Source organism: Streptomyces sp. NPDC126503, from assembly GCF_040302405.1.
In the GTDB taxonomy this organism is placed as follows: Bacteria; Actinomycetota; Actinomycetes; order Streptomycetales; family Streptomycetaceae; genus Streptomyces; species Streptomyces gulbargensis.
The window spans coordinates 356,621-377,358 of sequence record NZ_JBEORS010000001.1; the positions used below are offsets into that span (position 1 = coordinate 356,621).

Here is a 20,738-nt window from a genome sequence, read left to right on the forward strand (position 1 = left end):
GACGCGCATCATGGACGGCAGCAGCCTGCACATTCGTACGGAGGAGTCCCCGTGAAGGTCGGAATCGTCGGAGCCACCGGTCAGGTCGGCACAGTCATGCGCAGGATCCTGGCCGAGCGGAACTTCCCGGTGGACGAGCTGCGCCTGCTCGCCTCCGCCCGCTCCGCCGGCACCGTCGTGGACGGGATCACCGTCGAGGACGCGTCCACCGCCGACTACACCGGCCTGGACATCGTTCTCTTCTCGGCCGGCGGCGCCACCTCCAAGGCCCTGGCCGAAAAGGTCGCCTCCCAGGGCGCCGTCGTGATCGACAACTCCTCCGCGTGGCGCCGTGACCCCGAGGTTCCCCTCGTCGTGTCCGAGGTGAACCCGCACGCGGTCAAGGACCGCCCCAAGGGGATCATCGCGAACCCGAACTGCACCACCATGGCCGCCATGCCGGTCCTCAAGCCGCTCCACGAGGAGGCCGGCCTGACCGCGCTCGTCGCCACCACCTACCAGGCCGTCTCCGGCTCCGGCGTGGCCGGCGTCGCCGAGCTGGACGGCCAGATCAAGGCCGTCGCCGACCGCGCCACCGAGCTCACCCACGACGGCGAGGCCGTCGCCTACCCGGAGCCCGGCGTCTACCGCCGGCCGATCGCCTTCAACGTGCTGCCGCTCGCGGGCAACCTCGTCGACGACGGCTCGCACGAGACCGACGAGGAGCAGAAGCTCCGCCACGAGTCCCGCAAGATCCTGGAGATCCCGGACCTCAAGGTCTCCGGCACCTGTGTGCGCGTCCCGGTCTTCTCCGGCCACTCCCTCCAGGTGAACGCCCGCTTCGCGCGCCCGATCGGCGTCGAGCGCGCCTACGAGCTGCTCAAGGACGCCGAGGGCGTCGAGCTCTCCGAGATCCCGACCCCGCTCCAGGCCGCCGGCAAGGACGCCTCGTACGTCGGCCGCATCCGCGTGGACGAGACGGTCGAGAACGGCCTCGCGCTGTTCGTCTCCAACGACAACCTGCGCAAGGGCGCCGCGCTGAACGCGGTGCAGATCGCGGAGCTCGTCGCGGCGGAGCTCAAGGGCTGACGCCGGTACGGACCCGGTGAGGGCGGCACCCGTTCGGGTGGCCGCCCTTTCGCCTGTTCGCCCTGGGAAATGTTCCGTGCGCCTCCGGCGGGCCCCGTGGAAGGATGGCCCAAACGTCACGAAACCGAGGAGTTGACCGGGTGCCTGGCACGAACCTGACCCGCGAAGAGGCGCAGCAGCGGGCGGCGCTGCTCACCGTGGACGCGTACGAGGTCGAACTCGACCTCTCCGGTGCGCAGGAGGGCGGCACCTACCGGTCCGTCACCACCGTCCGCTTCGACGCCGCCGAGGAGGGTGCCGAGACCTTCGTCGACCTCGTCGCGCCCGCCGTCCACGAGGCCGTCCTGAACGGCAGGTCGCTGGACGTGGCCGCCGTCTTCCGGGACTCCCGGATCGCCCTGCGGCACCTGAAGGCCGGCCGGAACGAGCTCCGGGTCGTCGCGGACTGCGCGTACACGAACACCGGTGAGGGCCTGCACCGCTTCGTCGACCCGGTCGACGACCAGGTCTACCTCTACACCCAGTTCGAGGTGCCGGACGCGCGGCGGGTCTTCGCCTCCTTCGAGCAGCCCGACCTGAAGGCGACCTTCCAGTTCACCGTGAAGGCCCCGGAGGGCTGGACGGTCGTCTCGAACTCGCCGACCCCGGAGCCCAAGGACGGCGTGTGGGTCTTCGAGCCGACCCCGCGCATCTCCACGTACATCACGGCGCTCGTCGCCGGCCCGTACCACGCGGTGCACTCGACGTACGAGAAGGACGGCCGGACCGTCCCGCTCGGCATCTACTGCCGCCCCTCGCTGGCCGAGTTCCTCGACGCGGACCACATCTTCGACGTCACGCGCCAGGGCTTCGACTGGTTCCAGGAGAAGTTCGCGTACGACTACCCGTTCGCCAAGTACGACCAGCTGTTCGTGCCGGAGTTCAACGCGGGCGCGATGGAGAACGCGGGCGCGGTCACCATCCGCGACCAGTACGTCTTCCGCTCGAAGGTGACGGACGCGGCGTACGAGCGCCGGGCCGAGACCATCCTGCACGAGCTGGCCCACATGTGGTTCGGCGACCTCGTCACCATGGAGTGGTGGAACGACCTCTGGCTGAACGAGTCGTTCGCGACCTTCACCTCGGTCGCCTGCCAGGCCGCCGTCCCCGGCACCCGCTGGCCGCACGCGTGGACCACCTTCGCCAACGCGGAGAAGACCTGGGCCTACCGCCAGGACCAGCTGCCGTCCACGCACCCGATCATGGCCGAGATCAACGACCTGGAGGACGTGCTCGTCAACTTCGACGGCATCACGTACGCCAAGGGCGCCTCGGTCCTCAAGCAGCTCGTCGCCTACGTCGGCGAGGACGCCTTCTTCTCCGGCGTGCAGGCCTACTTCAAGCGGCACGCCTTCGGCAACACGCGCCTCGCCGACCTGCTCGGCGCGCTGGAGGAGACCTCCGGCCGCGACCTGACGGCCTGGTCGAAGGCCTGGCTGGAGACGGCCGGCATCAACGTCCTCCGCCCGGAGATCGAGACCGACGAGAACGGGGTCATCACCTCGTTCGCGGTGCGCCAGGAGGCCCCCGCGCTGCCCGCCGGCGCCAAGGGCGAGGCCGTGCTGCGCCCGCACCGGATCGCGATCGGCTTCTACGAGCTGAACGGCACCGGCAAGCTGGTCCGCACCGACCGCCTGGAGCTGGACATCGCCGCGGCCGCCTCGACCGAGGTGCCGGAGCTGGTCGGCAAGGCCCGCCCGGCGGTCGTGCTCCTGAACGACGACGACCTGTCGTACGCGAAGGTCCGCCTCGACGAGGTGTCCCTCGCCCACGTCACCGCGCACCTCGGCGACTTCGCCGAGTCGCTGCCGCGCGCCCTGTGCTGGGCCTCCGCCTGGGACATGACCCGCGACGGCGAGATGGCCACCCGCGACTACCTGGAGCTGGTGCTCTCCGGCATCGCCAAGGAGTCCGACATCGGCGTGGTGCAGTCCCTCCAGGGCCAGGTGAAGGCCGCCCTGGAGCTGTACGCGGCCCCGCAGTGGCGGGAGACGGGTCTGTCGCGCTGGACGGAGGCGACCCTGGCGCACCTCCAGGCGGCCGAGCCGGGCAGCGACCACCAGCTGGCGTGGGCGCGGGCCTTCGCCGCGACCGCCCGTACCCCGCAGCAGCTCGACCTGCTGGCCGCGCTCCTGGAGGGCCGCGAGACCATCGAGGGCCTGGCCGTCGACGCCGAGCTGCGCTGGGCGTTCGTGCAGCGGCTGGCCGCGGCCGGCGTCTACGACGAGACGGAGATCGCCGCCGAGCTGGAGCGCGACCGGACGGCGGCGGGCGAGCGCCACGCGGCCACCGCGCGGGCGGCCCGTCCGACGGAGGCGGCGAAGGCGGAGGCCTGGGCGTCGGTCGTCGAGGACGACAAGCTGGCGAACGCGGTGCAGGAGGCGGTGATCGCCGGGTTCGTCCAGCCCGACCAGCGTGAGCTGCTCGCCCCGTACACGGAGAAGTACTTCGCCTCGATCAAGCGGGTCGCGGAGACCCGCAGCCACGAGATGATCCAGCAGATCGTGGTCGGGCTCTACCCGACGCTGCAGGTGTCCCAGGAGACGCTGGACGCGACCGACGCGTGGATCGCGGAGCACCGGCCGGTGCCGGCGCTGCGGCGTCTGGTGACGGAGAGCCGCGCGGGTGTGGAGCGGGCCCTGAGGGCCCAGGCCGCGGACGCGGCCGCCGCCGTCTAGCGGACCGCCGGCGTACGGCGTTTCGCCGGCGTACGGCAGAAGGGGCGCCTCCCCCCGGGGGCGCCCCTTCTGCCGTGTCTGGAATCCGCCCGGCGGGCGGGCGTCGGCGCGCGGCCGCGCCGCCGGGCGGAGGTCTCGTGCCTGACGCCCGGGGGCGGTCAGGCGCTCGGGCTCAGCCGCTCAGGCGCTCGTAGCGGGCGCGCAGGTCGGCCGCGCCCTGCTCCGTGAGGGTGCCGTGCAGCCGCATCCGGGCGACGCCGCCGTCGGGGAAGGCGTCGAGGCGGACGTGGGTGACGACCGCCTGGGCCGGGAGCTTGAAGCGGTGCGGGGTGTCGGGCTGGAGGCGGGTGCGGGGGATGATCTCGAACCATTCGCCGGTCTCGCCGTTGCGGCCGTGCAGGGCGATCCAGCCGGCCGAGTTGCCCTTGAGGTAGGCGGTGTCGATCTCCACGGCGCGGACGGCACCCTGGGCGGCGAGGCGGAAGCGGACCCAGTCGTTGGTGCCCCGGACGCGGCGGCGGCGGTTCTCCCAGCCGTCGTCCATCTTGCGGGACGTGCCCGGCAGGATGATCTGGGTGGGCGAGGAGTAGAACTTGTCCGAGGCGTCCTCGTACACGCCGCCGTTGAGGACGGAGATCAGGTCGAGGGTGCCGAGGAGTTCCAGCCACTCGGGGTCGGGCACGACCTCGCCGTGGACGCGCAGGCGGGCGATGCCGCCGTCCGGGTGCTGGCAGAGGCGGATGTGGGTCCAGCGGCGCTCGCTGTCGACGGTGAAGCCGTTGGCGGCGTGGCCCCGGACGGGGGTGGGCGGGACGAGCTCCTCCCACTTCGCGTCGAGGAGTTCCGCCGGGCTGGGCGAGCCCTCGACGGCGGTGGCCTGCACGCTGACCCGCTGCGGGTAGTTGCCGCGGAAGTGGGCCGTGTCGACGACGATGCCGCGGATCACGCCGGGGGCGCCGAGGCGGACGATCGCCCAGTCGTGGTCGTCGGCGGCGGGGAAGACGTTCTCGGCGTCGGCGCCCCGGCGGCGGCGGGTCTCCCAGCCGTCCATGATCTTGCCCTTGTGGCCGAAGTGCTCCGGGTCGAAGACGGCGCGCTCGCGGACGAGGAGGTTCTCGCGCTCGGCGAAGAACTCGTCGTTGGCGGCGACGACGCCGGCGCCGAGGCGGCGGTCGGCCAGGTCGACGAGCTCGGTGAAGGGGAAGTCACCGGCGCGGTAGTCGGCGTAGGGGTCGCCGCCGGAGTAGGGGGCGGCGTCGTTGGCGTGCGGGTCCTGGTTCTCGGGGGCGGTGTTCCCTGCGGAGGTCGTCATGGTCCGACTCTCCCGCGCCCCGACACCGGAGGTCCATCGAATGTTTTCGACGGTCCTGTTCAGTTTTCTCGAAAGGTTGGCCCGGGGAGCGGGCCGTCAGTGGACGGTCTCGCGCCGGCCCGCGGCCAGCCGCAGGGCGTGCAGGACCCGGGCCACGGCCGGCCCCTCCTCGGCGCCGCCCCGGACGGCCGCGACGACGTGACGGCGGGGCTGGTCGGCGGCGAGGACCCGCATGACGACGCCGGAGCCGGTGCCGCCGCGGCGTTCGGCGGAGGCCATGCGCGGGACGAGGGCGACCCCCATCCCGGCCTCGACCATGGCGAGGATGGCGGTCCAGCCGGCGGCGCTGTGGGCCTGTTCGGGGACGAAGCCGGCCGCCTCGCAGGCCGCGGTGGTGATCTCGGACCAGGGGCCGGAGCCGCCGAAGATCCAGGGCTCGCCGGAGAGGTCGGCGAGGCGCAGGCCGGGCGCTTCGGCGAGCGGGTGTCCGGCGGGCAGGGCGACGTCGAGGGGGTCGGCGAGCAGCGGGATCCGGCCGAACTGGGGGTCCCGGGCGGTGGGGGCGTGGGCGGCGAGCGAGAGCGCCAGGTCGGCCTCGCCGCCGGCCAGGAGTTCGTACGCCTCGGCCGCCTCGGCCTCGTGGACGCGGACGTCCAGGCCGGGGTGGTCGGCGCGGAGGCTCTGGACGGCGGGGACCACCAGGGCGGGCACGGCGGTGGAGAAGGCGGCGATCCGGAACCGGCCCGCCTCGCCCCTGACGTGCGCGTCGAGTTCGGCTCCGGCCCGTTCCAGCTGGGCGAACACGGCTTCGGCGTGCCGCAGGACCAGATGGGCGGCGTCGGTGAGCCGGACGCGCCGGCCATGGGCCTCCAGGAGCGGGACGCCGAGCTGCCGGGCGAGGTTGGTGAGCTGCTGGGAGACGGCCGAAGGGGTCATGCGCAGCGCCTCGGCGGTGGCGGTCACGGTGCCGCGGTCGCGGAGGGTGCGCAGGATGTGCAGTTTCTTGATGTCCCACTCGGTCATGGCCGCAACCTACCGGGCGGAGCTGAGGGCGACTCCGCCGAGGATGAGCACCATGCTGACGCCGCCGAGGAGGCCGAGCCGTTCGCCGAGGAGGGCGGCGGAGAGGAGGGCGACGCACACGGGCTGGAGGTAGTAGACGACTCCGGCGCGGGCGGCCCCGACGAGGGAGATCGCCCGGTTCCAGGCGAAGAAGGCGACCGCGGAGGAGAACACACCGACGTACAGCAGGGGTCCGGCGGTGCCGGGCGTGACGGGGAAGCCGCCCTGGACGGCGAGGGAGACGCCGTAGGCCGGGGCGAGCATCAGCGCGCCGAGCAGGAAGGTGGCGAAGAGGAAGGCGAGCGGGTCGATCCCCTCGGGCCTGCGCTTGAGCAGGGCGCTGTAGGAGGCGAAGGAGAGGGCCGCGGCGAACATCCACAGGTCGCCCGCCGCGAAGTCGATCGTGAGCCTTCCCTTGCCGACGAGCAGGAGGACGCCGACGACGGCCACGGCGGTGCCGAGGACGCGGCGGGGGCCGAGGCGTTCGCCGCCGCAGCGGGCGTACACCGCCATGATCACCGGGGAGGCGGCCATGATCATGCCCATGTTGGTGGCGGAGGTGGTGAGGCCCGCCTGGTGGACCAGCGTGTTGTAGAGCGCGACGCCGAAGAGGGAGGCCAGGGCGAGGAAGCCGAGGTGGCGGCCAAGGAGCTTGCGCTGCCGCCAGAAGGGGCGGACGGCGAAGGGCGCGACGGCGGCGAGGGCGATGATCCAGCGCCAGAAGACGGCCTGGACGGGCGGGACGGAGTCGGCCAGGTCGCGGGTGGCGACGAAGCTGCCGGACCAGACGACGGTGGCGAGGAGGGCGAGGAGCAGACCGAGGCCGGCGCCCTTGGCGGGCGCCGGCCTCGCGGAGTCGGTGGGGCTGTCGTCAGCGGTGGTGGGGAGGCGAGCGGTGGTGGAGGTCATGCCCGCTACCGTCGCATCCCGGAAACCTCCAGGTCCATCGAAACTTCCTGACCGTTCCTTTCAGAATAAGTGAACATTTTCCGCGTCGGGGCCGGGGCCGGGGAGGCGTTACGGGGGGTCAGCTGTGCGGCCACGGTGGCGCCGAAGGCGATGACCATGCCGAGCACCTGGACCGGCCCGAGGGCCTGGCCGAGCGCGGCCCAGCCGATGACGGCGGCGGTGATCGGCGAGAGCGGGCCGAGCAGCGTGGCGGAGGAGGCACCGAGCCGCTCGATGCCGCGGAACCAGAGGAAGTAGGAGACGGCGGTGTTGCCGAAGGCGAGGTAGGCGTAGCCGGCCAGATGGGTTCCGGTCAGGACCGGCGGCGCGCCCTCGATCGCGAGGGCGAGGGGCAGGATGACCAGACCGCCGGCGGTGAGCTGCCAGCCGGTGAGGGCGAGGGCGCCGACACCCTCGGGGCGGCCCCAGCGCTTGGTGAGGACGACACCGGCGGACATGGAGAGCGCGGAGAGCAGCCCGGCGCCCACGCCGACGAGATCGAAGGCGGCCCCCGCCTTGAGGACGACGAGACTGACGCCGAAGGCCGCGGCGACGGCGGTGAGCAGGGAGCGGACGCTGGGACGGTCGCCGAGGACGAGGGCGGCGAGGCCGACGACGAAGAGCGGACCGACCGAGCCCACGACGGCGGCGAGACCCCCGGGCAGCCGGTACGCGGCGAGGAACAGCAGGGGGAAGAAGGCGCCGATGTTGAGGGCGCCGAGGACCGCGGCCTTCCACCACCAGGCGCCCTTCGGCAGCTTCCGGGTGAGCGCGAGGAGGAGCAGCCCGGCGGGCAGGGCGCGCATCAGGCCGGTGAACAGGGGCCGGTCGGGCGGCAGGAACTCGGTGGTGACGAAGTAGGTCGAGCCCCAGGAGATGGGGGCGAGGGCGGTGAGCGCGACGACGGCGGCCTTGCGGGACATGACGGTTCCCCCTGCGGTGAGCGACGGCACCGAAGCGCCTTGGCAGTAATTAACTTACCACTAAGCTACTTACTTGCAAGTGTCTTTCTTGCTTTCGAGTCAGGGGGAAGGGAAGACTGGGGACATGGAGAAGCACATCCCGGGCCCGGGGCACCCCTCCGGGCCGGCCCACGACGCCGTCGACGCCATCACCGACCAGTGGGCGGCGGTCCGCCCCGATCTCGACACGCTCCCCATGGCGGTCTTCGGACGGATCTACCGGCTGGCCGCCGCGATGCGCGGGAAGGTCGACAAGGCGTACGCGCCCTACGGCATGGCGCTCGGGGAGTTCGACGTGCTGGCCACCCTGCGCAGGTCCGGGGAGCCGTACACGCTGTCACCGCGGGAGCTGACCGCCACCCTGATGATCACCACCGGCGGGATGACGGGCCGGCTCGACAAGCTGGAGAAGGCCGGACTGCTCACCCGCAGCCCCGACCCGAACGACCGGCGCGGACTGCGGGTCACGCTCACCGAACGCGGACGGGAGCTGGTGGACCAGGCGGTCGGCGCGGGCCTCGAACGCCAGCGTGAGGCCCTGGAGTCGGCGCTCACCGAGGAGGAGGCGGACCAGCTGGCCGCCCTGCTCCGCAAACTGCTCGCGACCACCGCCTGAGGCGGGCGGGAGCGAGGGCGCACGCAGGCGAGGGCGCCGCGCGGTACGTCGTACCGTGCGGCGCCCTCGCGGGGAAGGAGAGGGAGGCGGTCAGGCCTTCTTGCGGGACTTGTCGAGCACCATCACCAGGCCGGTGATGACCAGGAACAGCACCAGCGGGGCCACCACGAAGAGACCGAGGGTCTCGACGACCTCCAGCTTGGGGGCCGGGTCGTCACCGTCGTCGCGGGTCAGCGCGAGCGCGGGGGACGACATGAGCAGCATCATCAGCGTCGTACCGGCCGCGACGGCGCCGGCGCGCAGGGCGTTCTTCTTGTCCACGGTGCAAACGTAGCGAACACCTAAACGGGCCGCGCGTCCGGGGGTGCCGTACGGGCTCCGGCCGGGGCCCCGGTGCCGTCCCGGACGACCCGCAGCAGCGCGTGGGCGCGGGGGGAGGCGGCGATCCGTTCCAGGGTGACCGGCTGCCCTCCGGGGTCGGCGACGGGCAGCCGCCAGTTGGGGTACTGGTCCCAGGTGCCGGGGAGGTTCTGCGGTCTGCGGTCCCCCACGAGATCCGGCAGCCACACCCCCACCAGCCGGGCCGGCGTGGCGCACAGGAAGCGGTGGACGGCCCGGACGGAGGCCTCCTCCTCGCCCCGGCCCTCCGGGAGCATGCCCTGCCGCTGGAAGAGGCCGAGCCATTCGGCGGTCTCGGCCGCGTCCGCCGCCCGCTCCCGCTCCGGGTCCCCGGGCAGCAGGCCGAGCCGCTGCCGCAGGGCCACGTGGTCGCCGGAGAGCCGGGCCGCCGTGGACGGCAGGTCGTGGGTGGTTGCGGTGGCCACGCAGTCGGCCCGCCAGGACTCCGGCGCGAGCGGCCGGCCACCGCCCGCCCAGTCGCGTTCGAACCAGAGCACGGAGGTCCCGAGGACACCGCGCCGGGCCAGCGTCTCCCGTACGCCCGGTTCGACCGTGCCCAGGTCCTCGCCGATGACGAGGGCGCCGGCCCGGTGCGCCTCCAGGACGAGGACGGCGAGCATCGCCTCGGCGTCGTGGCGGACGTAGGTGCCCTCGGCGGGCTCACGGCCCTCCGGCACCCACCAGAGCCGGAACAGGCCCATCACGTGGTCGATGCGCAGGGCACCCGCGTGGCGGAGGAGTTCGCGCAGGAGCGCGCGGTACGGGGCGTAGCCGGCGGCGGCGAGGGCGTCGGGGCGCCAGGGCGGCAGGCCCCAGTCCTGGCCGCGCGCGTTGAACGCGTCGGGCGGGGCGCCGACCGACATGCCGGCGGCGAAGTCGCCCTGGCGCGCCCAGACGTCGGAGCCCTCGGGGTGCACGCCGACGGCCAGGTCGTGGATGATCCCGACCGCCATGCCGGCCTCGCGGGCGGCGGCCGCCGCCCCGGCGAGCTGCCGGTCCGTCAGCCAGGCCAGGCGGCAGTGGAGGTCGACCCGGGCGGCGAGTTCCGCGTCGGCGTGGACGACGGCCTCGGCGCCGCGCGGGGTGCGCAGCTGCTCGGGCCATGAGCGCCAGTGGTGGCCGTACCGCTCGGCGAGGGCCAGATAGGTGGCGTGGTCCTCCAGGGCACGCCCGCGCTCGGCGAGGAAGTCGTGGTAGTCGGCGCGCCGCCCGGGGCCGAGATCGACGCCGGTGACGATCAGCTCCAGGGCCCGCAGCTTGAGCGCCCAGACGGCGTCCCGGTCGATCAGGGCGCCCTTGAGGACCCGTTCGCGCAGTTCGGTGGCCTCGGCGAGGATCCGGTCGAGTTCCTCGCGGTGCTCGGGGCCGAGGTGGCGGTACTCGGGGACGTCCTCGATCCGCAGGTGGACCGGGTCGGGGAAGCGGCGGGAGGAGGGCCGGTACGGGGAGGGGTCGGAGGGGGCGCCGGGCACGCCCGCGTGCAGCGGGTTGACCTGGAGGAAGGACGCTCCGTGGACGCGGCCCGCCCAGTCGGCCAGCTCGCGCAGGTCGCCGAGGTCGCCCATGCCCCAGGAGCGGGTGGAGAGCAGCGAGTACAGCTGGACGAGGAGCCCGTAACCCCGCCGGCCGGGGCCGGGCACGCGCGCGGGGGCGACGATCAGGGTGCTGGTGGCGGTGCGTCCGTCGGGGGCCTCGGCCGTCACGGTGTGGACGCCGGGGGGCAGGGCGTCCCAGTCGGGGCCGGTGTGGGTGCCGCCCGTCTCGATGGTGACCCGGAGCCGGGTCCCGGGCGGCAGACCGGCCGGGGGCCGGACCGGTTCGCCGTCACGGTGGCGGACCAGCGTGGGCGGCAGCAGCCGTTCCCGCTCGGCCCGTTCCGCCGCGCCGAGGGCGGCGGCGACCGCCTCCGGGGTGGTGGCGTCCACCCCCAGGGCGCCGAGGACCGCGACCACGGTGGCGTCCGGCACGCGGACGGTGACGCCTGGAGAGGGGCTGTACTCGGTGGCGACGCCGTGGCGGGCGGCGAGACGGGCCAGGGTCACTTCACACTCCGGGGGACTCCGCGCCGCCCGCGGTGCCGGGGGCGGTGGCTTCGCTGGTGAGGGGGGCCGCCCCGGTGAGGGGCGGTTCGCTGGTGAGGGGCGCGGCGGCGGCGAGCGGCGGCTCGCTGGTCAACGGTCCGGCGCCGGGCTCGCTCTGACGGGGAATCCGTATCCGTCCGGCGTGGTGGGGGGCGGTGGGGGGCACGGGGTCTCCCGGGTGTCGTCTCGGCGGGTGGGACCAGGGCACAACGACTGAAGCCCTACCCATCGCTCCTCGTTTTACCGGCGGATTGTGGCGAAGTGACGTCACCTCGCCGAAGGATCGACGGGCAAAGCCGACACATCGCCCCCGCACATTGACACCCCAGTGCGACGGGTGGTGGGGTCGTAACCCGCTCGTGACCCGCCGCACGCCCGGCCACGCGCCCGTCGGAGGGCGTGGCCGGGCAGGCGGCGACCGGGCAGCCGGGGCATCCGGGCAAGTGAACGGGCCGAAGGGAGTCCTTGTGGGGCGCAGGAAGCGGACCGCGACGGCGGTGGCCGCGGCGGTGATCGGCGGCCTTCTCTCAGGCCCCGCCCCCGGGGTGGCGCAGGCCGCGCCGCACGCCCCCCGCTCACCTCTCGCGCCGGTGGCACCGCAGAACCCGGGAACGTCACCGAACCCCGGGACGTCGCCGGCCCCCGGAGCACCGGCGAGCGCGGGAACGCCGCGGGGCCAGGAGGCGCCGGCGGGCCGGGAAGCGGCGAAGGCCCCGGGGACCGGGACCGCCACCTCCTCCAACGGCGCTCCCGCCGTCTGGCCCCGGCCCCAGTCGCTGACCGCCGGCGGCCCCTCCGTACGTCTCGGGGACGAGGTGACGCTGCTCGCGGACGCCGACGCCGATCCGTACGCGCTCGCCGCCCTGCGGGAACTGCTGCGCGGGGCCGGGGTACGGACCGTCCACACCGCGCTGCCCGGCGCGGGGCCCGTGATCCGGGCCGCCGGGCCGTCCGGCGAAGGGGTCTCCGGAGCCGCGGAGGCGCTGCGCGCGCTGCGGGTGCCTGAGCGGCTCGACCTGCCGCGCGGCGGCTATCGGCTGGCGACCGGGCGCCCCGGCGGCCGGGACACGCTCGCCCTGGACGGGGTGGGCGAGGACGGTCTGTTCCACGCCGTGCAGACGGTGCGCCAGCTCCTCGGCGGCGGCCGGGAGATCCCGGGCGTCGTCGTCCGCGACTGGCCGGGCACGGCGGAGCGCGGTGTCACCGAGGGCTTCTACGGCACCCCGTGGACCGCGGAGCAGCGGCTCGCGCACCTCGACTTCCTGGGCCGCACCAAGCAGAACCGGTACCTCTACGCACCCGGTGACGACCCGTACCGCCAGGCGCAGTGGCGCGAGCCCTACCCGGCGGAGCGGCGCGCGGAGTTCCGGGCGCTCGCCGAGCGGGCCCGCGCCAACCACGTGACGCTCGGCTGGGCCGTGGCGCCCGCCCAGTCCATGTGCCTCGCCTCGGACGCCGACGTACGGGCCCTGACGCGGAAGCTCGACGCGATGTGGGAGCTCGGCTTCCGCTCGTTCCAGCTCCAGTTCCAGGACGCCGGGTACGGCGAGTGGCACTGCGCCCGGGACGCCGAGGTCTTCGGGCGGGACGCGGCGGGCGCCGCCACCGCGCACGCGCGCGTGGCGAACACCGTCGCCCGGCACCTGGCCGAGCGGTACCCGGGCGCCGAGCCGCTGACGGTGATGCCGACGGAGTACTTCCAGGACGGCGCCACCGCCTACCGGACGGCGCTCGCCGGGGCGCTCGACGCGCGCGTGCGGGTGGCCTGGACCGGCGTCGGGGTGGTGCCGCGCACCATCACCGGTGGCGAGATGGCCGGGGTCCGCGCGGCCCTGGGCGGCCACCCGCTGGTCACCATGGACAACTACCCGGTCAACGACTACGCGCAGGACCGTCTCTTCCTCGGACCGCACACCGGCCGCGAACCGGCCGTGGCCGCCGGGTCCGCCGCCTTCCTCGCCCACGCGATGGAGCAGCCGGTGGCCTCGCGGGTGCCGCTGTTCACCGCCGCCGACTACGCCTGGAACCCGAAGGGCTACCGGCCCCAGGAGTCCTGGCGGGCGGCCGTCGACGACCTCGCGGGCCCGGACCCGGCGGCCCGCGAGGCCCTGTGGGCGCTCGCCGGGAACGACGCCTCCTCGATCCTCGCGCCGGGCGCCGAGTCGGCCTATCTGAAGCCGCTCCTGGCCGCCTTCCGCTCCTCCCGCGCCCTTCCGGGCACGGGCCCCGGGGAGAAGGCGGCGCGGGAGAAGGCCGCGCGGGAGCTGCGGGCCGCGTTCACGGTGATGGGCGAGGCCCCGCGGCGGCTCGCGGGCACCGCGGGGGGCGCGCTGGGCGACGAGACCGGCCCGTGGCTGGAGCGGCTCTCCCGGTACGGCCGGGCCGGTGAGGCGGCGGTCGACATGCTGCTCGCCCAGGACCGGGGCGACGGGGCGGCGGCCTGGCGGGCCCGGCTGCGCCTGGAGCCGCTGCGTGCGTCCCTGGAGCCCGGGCAGGTGACGGTCGGCGCCGGGGTGCTCGGCCCGTTCCTCGACGCGGTGCTCGCCGAGTCGGCGGCCTGGACGGGGACCGGCCGGCCCGAGGCGCGGCGGGCCGAGCGCACGGCCGGCGCGTACACGGTGCGGCTGGACCGCCCGCGGGCCCTGGAGGCCGTGACGGTGCTCACGGTGCCGGGCACGGGCGACGGGCACGCGCGCGTGGAGGCGTACGTCCCGGGCGAGGGCTGGCGCTCCCTGGGGCCGCTCGCGTCCGGCGGCTGGACGCAGCCGGAGCCGAAGGGGCTGCGCGCGGACGCGCTGCGGGTGGTGTGGGGCGAGGGCGCTCCGCCCGAGGTGCGCTCCCTGGTGCCGTGGTTCGCGGACGGTCCGCGCGCCGGCCTGGACCTGAAGCGGCCGGAGACGGACGCCGAGATCGGCGGCGCGGCGCAGCGGGTGGACCTGGAGCTGTCGGGTGTGCGCGCGGGCGAGGTCGCCGGGGCGGTCACGGCGAAGGCGCCGAAGGGCGTCTCCGTACGGGTGCCGCGGCGGACGGTGGTGGAGCGGGGCACCCGGACGACGGTGCCGCTGGAGGTGTCGGTGGCGGGGGACGCGCCGGCCGGCGCGTACCGGGTGCCAATCTCCTTCGCGGGCGAGGAGCGGGTGCTGACCGTGCGGGCGTTCCCGCGCACGGCCGGCCCCGACCTGGCGCGGGCGGCGAAGGCGACGTCCTCGGGCGACGAGACCCCGGACTTCCCGGCCTCCTCGGCGGTGGACGGCGATCCGGCGACCCGCTGGTCCTCCCCGGCCCAGGACGACGCCTGGTGGCAGCTGGAGCTGCCCGCCCCGGCCCGGATAGGGCGGGTGGTGCTGCACTGGCAGGACGCGTACGCCTCCCGCTACCGGGTGGAGGTGTCACCGGACGGCCGCACCTGGCGCACGGCCACGCGCGTCGAGGACGGGCGGGGCGGCCGGGAGTCGGTGCGGATGGACGCGGCGGACACCCGCTTCCTGCGGGTGCGCGGCGAGGCCCGGGCGACCCGGTACGGCTACTCGCTCTGGTCCGTGGAGACGTACGCGGTGGCGGAGCCGGCCCGGCCCGGGGAGGGCCCGGAGGCACCGGAGACACCCGAGGCCGGCGGCTCCCCGGCGGCCCCGCCCGCGCCGGAGTCCCCGGACGCGGGCACGCCGGAGGAATCCGCGGCGCCTCCGGCTCAGGCGCCGGACGCCCCGGCGGACGCGGCCGACCGGACGACGGCACCGGAGGAGACCCCCTAGGAGGTCTCCCCCGGTACGCGAAAGGCCCGGATCAACCGGTCGTCAACGCCCCTTCGGGGGTGTCGGCGACGGCGTCGATCCGGGCCATCACGTCCTCGGCGCCGAACGCCTTGAGGTACGGCAGCCAGCGGGGGTCCCGGTGTCCGGTCCCGATGATCCGCCAGGCCAGGCCCGTCGGCGGGGCGGGTGGGTGGCGCAGCCGCCAGCCCAGCTCGCGCAGGTGCCGGTCGGCCTTGACGTGGTTGCAGCGGCGGCAGGCCGCCACCACGTTGTCCCACGCGTGGGTGCCGCCCCGGCTGCGCGGGATGACGTGGTCGACGCTGGTGGCGACGCCCCCGCAGTACATGCACCGCCCGCCGTCCCGGGCGAAGAGGGCTCTGCGGGTCAAGGGAACGGGCCCCCGGTAGGGGACCCGCACGAAGCGTTTCAGCCGCACCACGCTGGGCGCGGGGACGACTTGGGTCTCGCTGTGCAGGAAGGCGCCGGACTCCTCGATGCAGAGGGCCTTGTTCTCCAGTACGAGGACGAGTGCGCGGCGGAGCGGTACGACGCCGAGCGGCTCGTACGACGCGTTCAGGACCAGGACGTGCGGCACGGATGCCTCCTATGACGCCGGCGGCGCGTGGCTCGCGCCGGGACGAAACTGCTCTCAGTCTCTCCTCATGCCTGGTCGGAACGCCACCACGTATCCGGAACGGGGGTGACGGGCCGGGGGTGTTCTCGACCACATCGGCAGCTCTCTCCTCCTACGTGCCCGGGTGAGGTCCGTCTCTCCCTCGAACAGGGTCACGGGTCCGGGTGCGCGGCCCCGTTACTGTGGATGGCCTGCGTACGCGATGCCTGGAGGTTGTCCCGTGTCCTGGTCCGCCCTGGCGGCTGCCACCGAACCCGAGCCCTTGCCGGTGACCCTGGACGAGGCGGCGGAGAGGGCCACGAACGCCGCCGGCTGGGTGGAGGAGAACTGGTCCACCTGGCTCAACACCGGTCTGCGCATCCTGCTGATCCTGGTCGTGGCCATCCTGCTGCGGATGGCCGTCCGCCGTGCCCTGACGAAGCTGATCGACCGGATGAACCGGTCGGCGCAGGCGGTGGAGGGGACGGCCCTGGGCGGTCTCCTCGTCAACGCCGAGCGGCGGCGGCAGCGGTCCGAGGCGATCGGATCGGTGCTGCGTTCGGTCGCGTCGTTCCTCATCCTGGGCACGGCCGGCCTGATGATCCTCGGCGCCTTCAAGATCGACCTGGCTCCGCTGCTCGCCTCGGCCGGTGTGGCCGGTGTGGCGATCGGTTTCGGCGCCCGGAACCTGGTGACGGACTTCCTGTCCGGTGTCTTCATGATCCTGGAGGACCAGTACGGGGTCGGTGACTCGGTCGACGCGGGCGTGGCCTCCGGCGAGGTCGTCGAGGTGGGCCTGCGGGTGACGAAGCTGCGGGGTGTGGACGGCGAGATCTGGTACGTGCGCAACGGCGAGATCAAGCGCATAGGCAACCTCAGCCAGGGCTGGGCGACGGCGTGCGTGGACGTGACGGTCCGGCCGTCGGAGGACCTGGACAAGGTGCGGTCGGTGGTCACCGAGGCGGGCGAGGCCATGGCCAAGGAGGAGCCGTGGAACGAGCGCCTCTGGGGGCCGGTGGAGGTGCTCGGTCTGACCGAGGTGCTGATCGACTCGATGACGGTCCGGGTGTCGGCGAAGACGATGCCGGGCAAGGCGCTGGGCGTGGAGCGCGAGCTGCGCTGGCGCATCAAGCGGGGCCTGGACCAGGCGGGCATCCGGATCGTGGGCGGGCTGCCGCAGCCGGCGGACGAGGCGGACGCCGACCCGACGGCGGGCATGGCGGCGCCCTCGGCGTTCGCGTCGACCACGTCGCCGCAGTCGGCGGCGGCGACGCCGCTGCCCAGGCCCGACCTGAACAAGTAGCCCGCCGGTCGCAGGACCGTCCGACGCCCCCGCGGTAACGCTTCGGTTGCCTTCGGGGGCGTCGCGCGTCCCCGGGTATTGACGGCTCCGTGACGGGCGCCTTATTTTCCTCCCACAGAATAGGAAACTTTCCTAACAGTGTGGTCGGGGAAGCGGGCCCGCCGACCGCCCCTGCAGGCAGCACAATGGCCCGAAAGCGTCGAAGGGCAGGTGCGACCGAGATGGCCGGTACGACTCCCGGAACCCCGGGCGCCCCCGGGGCCCCGACCACGGGCGCGTCCCCGGCCGGGAGCGCGCCGCCGGTCTCCGCCGGCGCCGCCACGGTCCCCGGCACGCCTCGCGTGCTCCGCGCCATGAACGACCGCGCCGCCCTGGACCTGCTCCTGGCCCACGGCCCGCTCTCGCGCACCCGCATCGGCAAGCTCACCGGCCTGTCCAAGCCGACCGCCTCGCAGCTCCTCGCGCGCCTCGAAGCGGCCGGGCTGGTCGTCGCCACCGGCACCACCGCCGGGCGGCCCGGCCCCAACGCCCAGCTGTACGCCGTGAACGCCCGCGCCGCGTACGCCGCCGGCCTCGACGTGAGCCCCGACCGCATCCACGCCGCCGTCGCCGACCTGACCGGCGCCCTGGTCGGCGAGTTCGAGCTGCGCACCCCGGGCCGTCCCGCCGGCGGGGTCGTCCGCCAGGTCACCGAGGCCCTCGACGGGGCGGTGGCGGCCGCCGGGATCGGCCGCGCGGAGGTGCGGCGCCTGGTCATCGGCACGCCCGGCGCCTTCGACCCGGCCACCGGACGGCTCCGCTACGCCTCCCACCTGCCCGGCTGGCACTCCCCCACCCTCCTGGCGGAGCTGGCCGCCGCCCTGCCCATGCCGTTCGAGTACGAGAACGACGTCAACCTCGCCGCGGTGGCCGAGCAGCGCCTGGGCGCCGCGCGCGGCCACGGCGACTTCGTGCTGCTGTGGAACGAGGAGGGCCTCGGCGCCGCCCTCGTCCTCGGCGGGCGCCTCCACCGCGGCTTCACCGGCGGCGCCGGCGAGGTCGGTTTCCTGCCCGTGCCGGGCACGCCGCTCGTCCGCCAGGTCACCAAGGCCAACTCCGGCGGCTACCAGGAACTCGCCGGCGTCCAGTCGGTGCCCCGGATCGCCCGCGCCCTCGGCATCGAGACCGCCGAGCAGCCGTACGTACCGGTCGCGACGGGGCTGCTGTCCCGGGCCGCCGCCGTCCACGCTGAGGACGCCCGGTACGCGGAGCTGCTCGACCGGTACGCCGAGCGGCTCGCCACCGGGCTCGCCTCCGTCGTCGCCGTCCTGGACCCGGAACTGATCGTGCTGTCCGGGGAGGTCCTCGTCGCGGGCGGCGAACCCCTGCGGGCCCGGGTGCAGTCCGAGCTGGCCGACCTGGCCGCCTCCCGGCCCCGGCTCGTCCTCACCGCCGTACCCCACCGCCCCGTCCTGCGCGGCGCCCTCGAAAGCGCCCTGGCCACCACCCGCGACGAGGTCTTCGACACCTCCCGCTGACCCGTCCCGCCCGACCGCCCCGGGGCCCGCCGCGCCCCGGGGCCGACCCGCCACGTCCCCGCCCGTCCCCGCAACCTTTCCGTCCCGGGAGTGACACCGCCATGCCCGTACGCCTCCGCAGAGCCGCCGCCGCGCTCGCCGCCACCGCCTCCCTGGCCCTCTTCGCCACCGCCTGCACCGGCCCCGCCGGCGACGCGGCGGCCGACGACCCGAACGCCCCGACCACCCTCACCTTCTGGCACGGCTGGTCGGCGCCCTCCGAGGTCAAGGCGATCCAGGACAACATCGACCGGTTCACCAAGGCACACCCGAACATCAAGGTGAAGGTCGTCGGCAACATCAACGACGACAAGCTCAACCAGGCGCTGCGCGCGGGCGGTTCCAACGGGCCGGACGTCGCCGCCTCCTTCACCACCGCCAACGTCGGCAAGTTCTGCCACTCGGGCGCCTTCGCGGACCTGAAGCCCTTCCTGGAGAGGGACAGGATCGACCTCGACAAGACCTTCTCCAAGGTCCTGCAGGACTACACCCAGTTCGAGGGCAAGCGCTGCACCCTGCCGCTGCTCTCCGACGCCTACGGCCTCTACTACAACAAGGACGCCTTCGAGGCCGCCGGCATCAAGGAGCCGCCGAAGACCTGGTCGCAGTTCACCCAGGTCGCCAAGAAGCTCACCCGGCACAAGGGAGCCGGCTACGAGCGACTCGGCTTCATGCCCAACTACCTGGGCTACGAGACGGTCCCGAGCCACTACATGTCGCAGTGGGACCACCGCTACTTCGACGCGGACGGCAAGTCCAACATCGCCAAGGACCCGGCCTTCGCCGAGATGCTGACGTACCAGAAGTCCCTGGTGGACGCGCTGGGCGGCTTCGAGAAGCTGGACCGCTACCGCACCACCTTCGGTGACGAGTGGGGCGCCAAGCACCCCTTCCACACCGGTCAGGTCGCCATGCAGCTCGACGGCGAGTGGCGGCTGAACTTCCTCAAGGAGGCCAAGGTCGGCTTCGAGGTCGGCGTCGCGCCGCTGCCCGTCGCGGACGACGAGGTGGACGAGTACGGCAAGGGCTACCTCTCCGGCACGATCATCGGCATCGCCCCGCAGAGCCGGAAGCAGAACGCCGCCTGGGAGCTGGTCAAGTACATGACCATGGACACCGGGGCCGTGGTGAGCTTCGCCAACGCCATCGGCAACGTCCCCTCCACGCTGGACGCCCTCAAGTCCCCCGACCTGAGGACGGACGAGCGGTTCAAGGTCTTCCTGGACATCGCCCGGCACCCCGAGTCCACCACCTCCGACGGCGCGGTGAACGGCTCCACCTACCAGGACACCTTCCAGGACTTCGCCGAGAAGTACGAGAAGGGCCAGGTGCCGGACCTGCGCAAGGGGCTGGCCGAGACCGCCGCCCAGATCGACCGCGACATCGCGCAGGCGAAGTAACCCCCCATGACCACGTACACCCTCCGCTCGAAGCGCCGCAGGTCGGCGCTGCGCACGGCGGCCTTCATGGCCCCGTGGCTCGTCGGCTTCGGCGTCTTCTTCGCGTACCCGCTCGTCTCGACCGTCTACTTCTCGCTGATGCGGTACGACGGGCTCAACCCGCCCACCTGGCGCGGCCTCGACAACTGGACGTACGTCTTCTCCGACCTGCCGAAGTTCTGGCCCGCCCTGCAGAACACGCTCTGGCTGGCGGTCGTCATGGTGACCTGCCGGGTCGTCTTCGGGCTCGGCGTCGGCATGATCGCCACCAAGGTGAAGACCGGCACCGGCGTCTTCCGCACCCTGTTCTACCTGCCCTACCTGGCGCCGCCGGTGGCCGCGACGCTCGCCTTCGTCTTCCTGCTCAACCCCGGCACCGGCCCCGTCAACGCGCTCCTCGATGCGGTCGGCATCCCCGCCCCCTCCTGGTTCAACGACGCGGCCTGGGCCAAGCCGGCCCTCACCGTCCTGGCCGTGTGGGGCGTGGGCGACCTCATGGTCATCTTCATGGCCGCGCTGCTCGACGTACCGAAGGAGCAGTACGAGGCGGCGGAGCTGGACGGCGCCTCCGCCCGGCAGCGGTTCCGGTACGTGACGCTGCCGAACATCGCGCCGATCGTCCTCTTCGCGGTCGTCACCGGGATCATCGGCGCGATGCAGTACTACACGCAGCCGATCGTGGCCGCCAAGGTCGCCTCGGGCGTGATGGGCGGCTCGGGACAGACCTTCGAGCCGGGCTACCCCGACGACTCCACCCTGACCCTGCCCCAGCTCGTCTACACCCTCGGCTTCGGCCGCTTCGACTACGGCGCCGCCTGCGTCGTGGCCCTCGTCCTGTTCGCCCTCTCCATGGCCTGCACCGCGCTGCTCATGCGCCGGCGCGGCGGCCTGATCGGCTCGGGTGACTGAA

Annotated in this window: 16 protein-coding genes; 8 read left to right on the top strand and 8 right to left on the bottom strand. The window is 73.9% G+C overall.

Annotated elements, in window-relative coordinates; genetic code table 11:
• Positions 1-51 precede the first annotated feature (51 nt).
• A complete protein-coding gene (locus tag ABTY40_RS01735; RefSeq protein ID WP_352057672.1) occupies positions 52-1,068 on the top strand; it encodes an aspartate-semialdehyde dehydrogenase in 1,017 nt (338 codons plus the stop codon).
• A 140-nt stretch (positions 1,069-1,208) separates the two neighbouring features.
• A complete protein-coding gene (gene pepN / locus ABTY40_RS01740; protein WP_352057673.1) occupies positions 1,209-3,785 on the top strand; it encodes an aminopeptidase N in 2,577 nt (858 codons plus the stop codon).
• Between the two features lie 172 nt (positions 3,786-3,957).
• Here pepN and alc read toward each other — a convergent pair whose 3' ends face one another.
• The 4 genes from alc to ABTY40_RS01760 all read right to left on the bottom strand — a co-directional run bounded on the left by alc (position 3,958) and on the right by ABTY40_RS01760 (position 8,030).
• Positions 3,958-5,097, bottom strand: a complete 1,140-nt coding sequence (alc, locus tag ABTY40_RS01745) for an allantoicase (RefSeq protein WP_352057674.1) — start codon at positions 5,095-5,097, stop codon at positions 3,958-3,960.
• 96 nt (positions 5,098-5,193) lie between these two features.
• Positions 5,194-6,120: a LysR family transcriptional regulator gene (locus ABTY40_RS01750; protein ID WP_352057675.1), complete on the bottom strand. Its 927-nt coding sequence runs from the start codon at positions 6,118-6,120 to the stop codon at positions 5,194-5,196.
• Between the two features lie 9 nt (positions 6,121-6,129).
• Entirely contained in the window at positions 6,130-7,068 is a 939-nt protein-coding gene (locus tag ABTY40_RS01755) for a DMT family transporter (RefSeq protein ID WP_352057676.1), read from the bottom strand.
• Between the two features lie 5 nt (positions 7,069-7,073).
• Positions 7,074-8,030, bottom strand: coding sequence for an EamA family transporter (locus ABTY40_RS01760; protein ID WP_352057677.1), 957 nt, complete (start codon positions 8,028-8,030; stop codon positions 7,074-7,076).
• Between the two features lie 124 nt (positions 8,031-8,154).
• Between ABTY40_RS01760 and ABTY40_RS01765 the strand changes: the two genes are divergently transcribed.
• A complete protein-coding gene (locus ABTY40_RS01765; protein ID WP_352057678.1) occupies positions 8,155-8,685 on the top strand; it encodes a MarR family winged helix-turn-helix transcriptional regulator in 531 nt (176 codons plus the stop codon).
• Positions 8,686-8,775: 90 nt separating this feature from the next.
• Here the strand turns inward: ABTY40_RS01765 and ABTY40_RS01770 are convergent, their stop codons facing one another.
• Genes ABTY40_RS01770 through ABTY40_RS01780 form a run of 3 tightly spaced genes read right to left on the bottom strand, consistent with a single transcriptional unit; the run spans position 8,776 to position 11,394 of the window.
• Entirely contained in the window at positions 8,776-9,006 is a 231-nt protein-coding gene (locus ABTY40_RS01770; protein ID WP_309053572.1) for a hypothetical protein, read from the bottom strand.
• Between the two features lie 20 nt (positions 9,007-9,026).
• Entirely contained in the window at positions 9,027-11,126 is a 2,100-nt protein-coding gene (gene malQ, locus ABTY40_RS01775) for a 4-alpha-glucanotransferase (RefSeq protein ID WP_352057679.1), read from the bottom strand.
• A 1-nt stretch (position 11,127) separates the two neighbouring features.
• Positions 11,128-11,394, bottom strand: coding sequence for a hypothetical protein (locus ABTY40_RS01780; protein WP_386334882.1), 267 nt, complete (start codon positions 11,392-11,394; stop codon positions 11,128-11,130).
• A gap of 238 nt (positions 11,395-11,632) precedes the next feature.
• On the opposite strand from ABTY40_RS01780, the gene ABTY40_RS01785 reads away from it, so the two are divergent.
• The gene (locus ABTY40_RS01785) at positions 11,633-14,917 is read left to right on the top strand and encodes a glycoside hydrolase family 84 protein (RefSeq protein ID WP_352057680.1); all 3,285 of its coding nucleotides are present in this window, start codon (positions 11,633-11,635) and stop codon (positions 14,915-14,917) included.
• Positions 14,918-14,948: 31 nt separating this feature from the next.
• Here ABTY40_RS01785 and ABTY40_RS01790 read toward each other — a convergent pair whose 3' ends face one another.
• The gene (locus ABTY40_RS01790; RefSeq protein ID WP_352057681.1) at positions 14,949-15,512 is read right to left on the bottom strand and encodes an HNH endonuclease; all 564 of its coding nucleotides are present in this window, start codon (positions 15,510-15,512) and stop codon (positions 14,949-14,951) included.
• 241 nt (positions 15,513-15,753) lie between these two features.
• Here ABTY40_RS01790 and ABTY40_RS01795 point away from each other — a divergent pair, with 241 nt between their 5' ends.
• The 4 genes from ABTY40_RS01795 (at position 15,754) to ABTY40_RS01810 (ending at position 20,737) form a co-directional block, all read left to right on the top strand.
• A complete protein-coding gene (locus ABTY40_RS01795; protein ID WP_502990455.1) occupies positions 15,754-16,833 on the top strand; it encodes a mechanosensitive ion channel family protein in 1,080 nt (359 codons plus the stop codon).
• A 221-nt stretch (positions 16,834-17,054) separates the two neighbouring features.
• Positions 17,055-18,350, top strand: coding sequence for an ROK family transcriptional regulator (locus ABTY40_RS01800; RefSeq protein ID WP_502990456.1), 1,296 nt, complete (start codon positions 17,055-17,057; stop codon positions 18,348-18,350).
• A 101-nt stretch (positions 18,351-18,451) separates the two neighbouring features.
• Entirely contained in the window at positions 18,452-19,789 is a 1,338-nt protein-coding gene (locus ABTY40_RS01805) for an ABC transporter substrate-binding protein (protein WP_352057683.1), read from the top strand.
• Between the two features lie 6 nt (positions 19,790-19,795).
• Complete coding sequence (locus tag ABTY40_RS01810) at positions 19,796-20,737, top strand: carbohydrate ABC transporter permease (protein ID WP_352057684.1); 942 nt, start codon at positions 19,796-19,798, stop codon at positions 20,735-20,737.
• The last annotated feature ends 1 nt before the right edge of the window (position 20,738 follow it).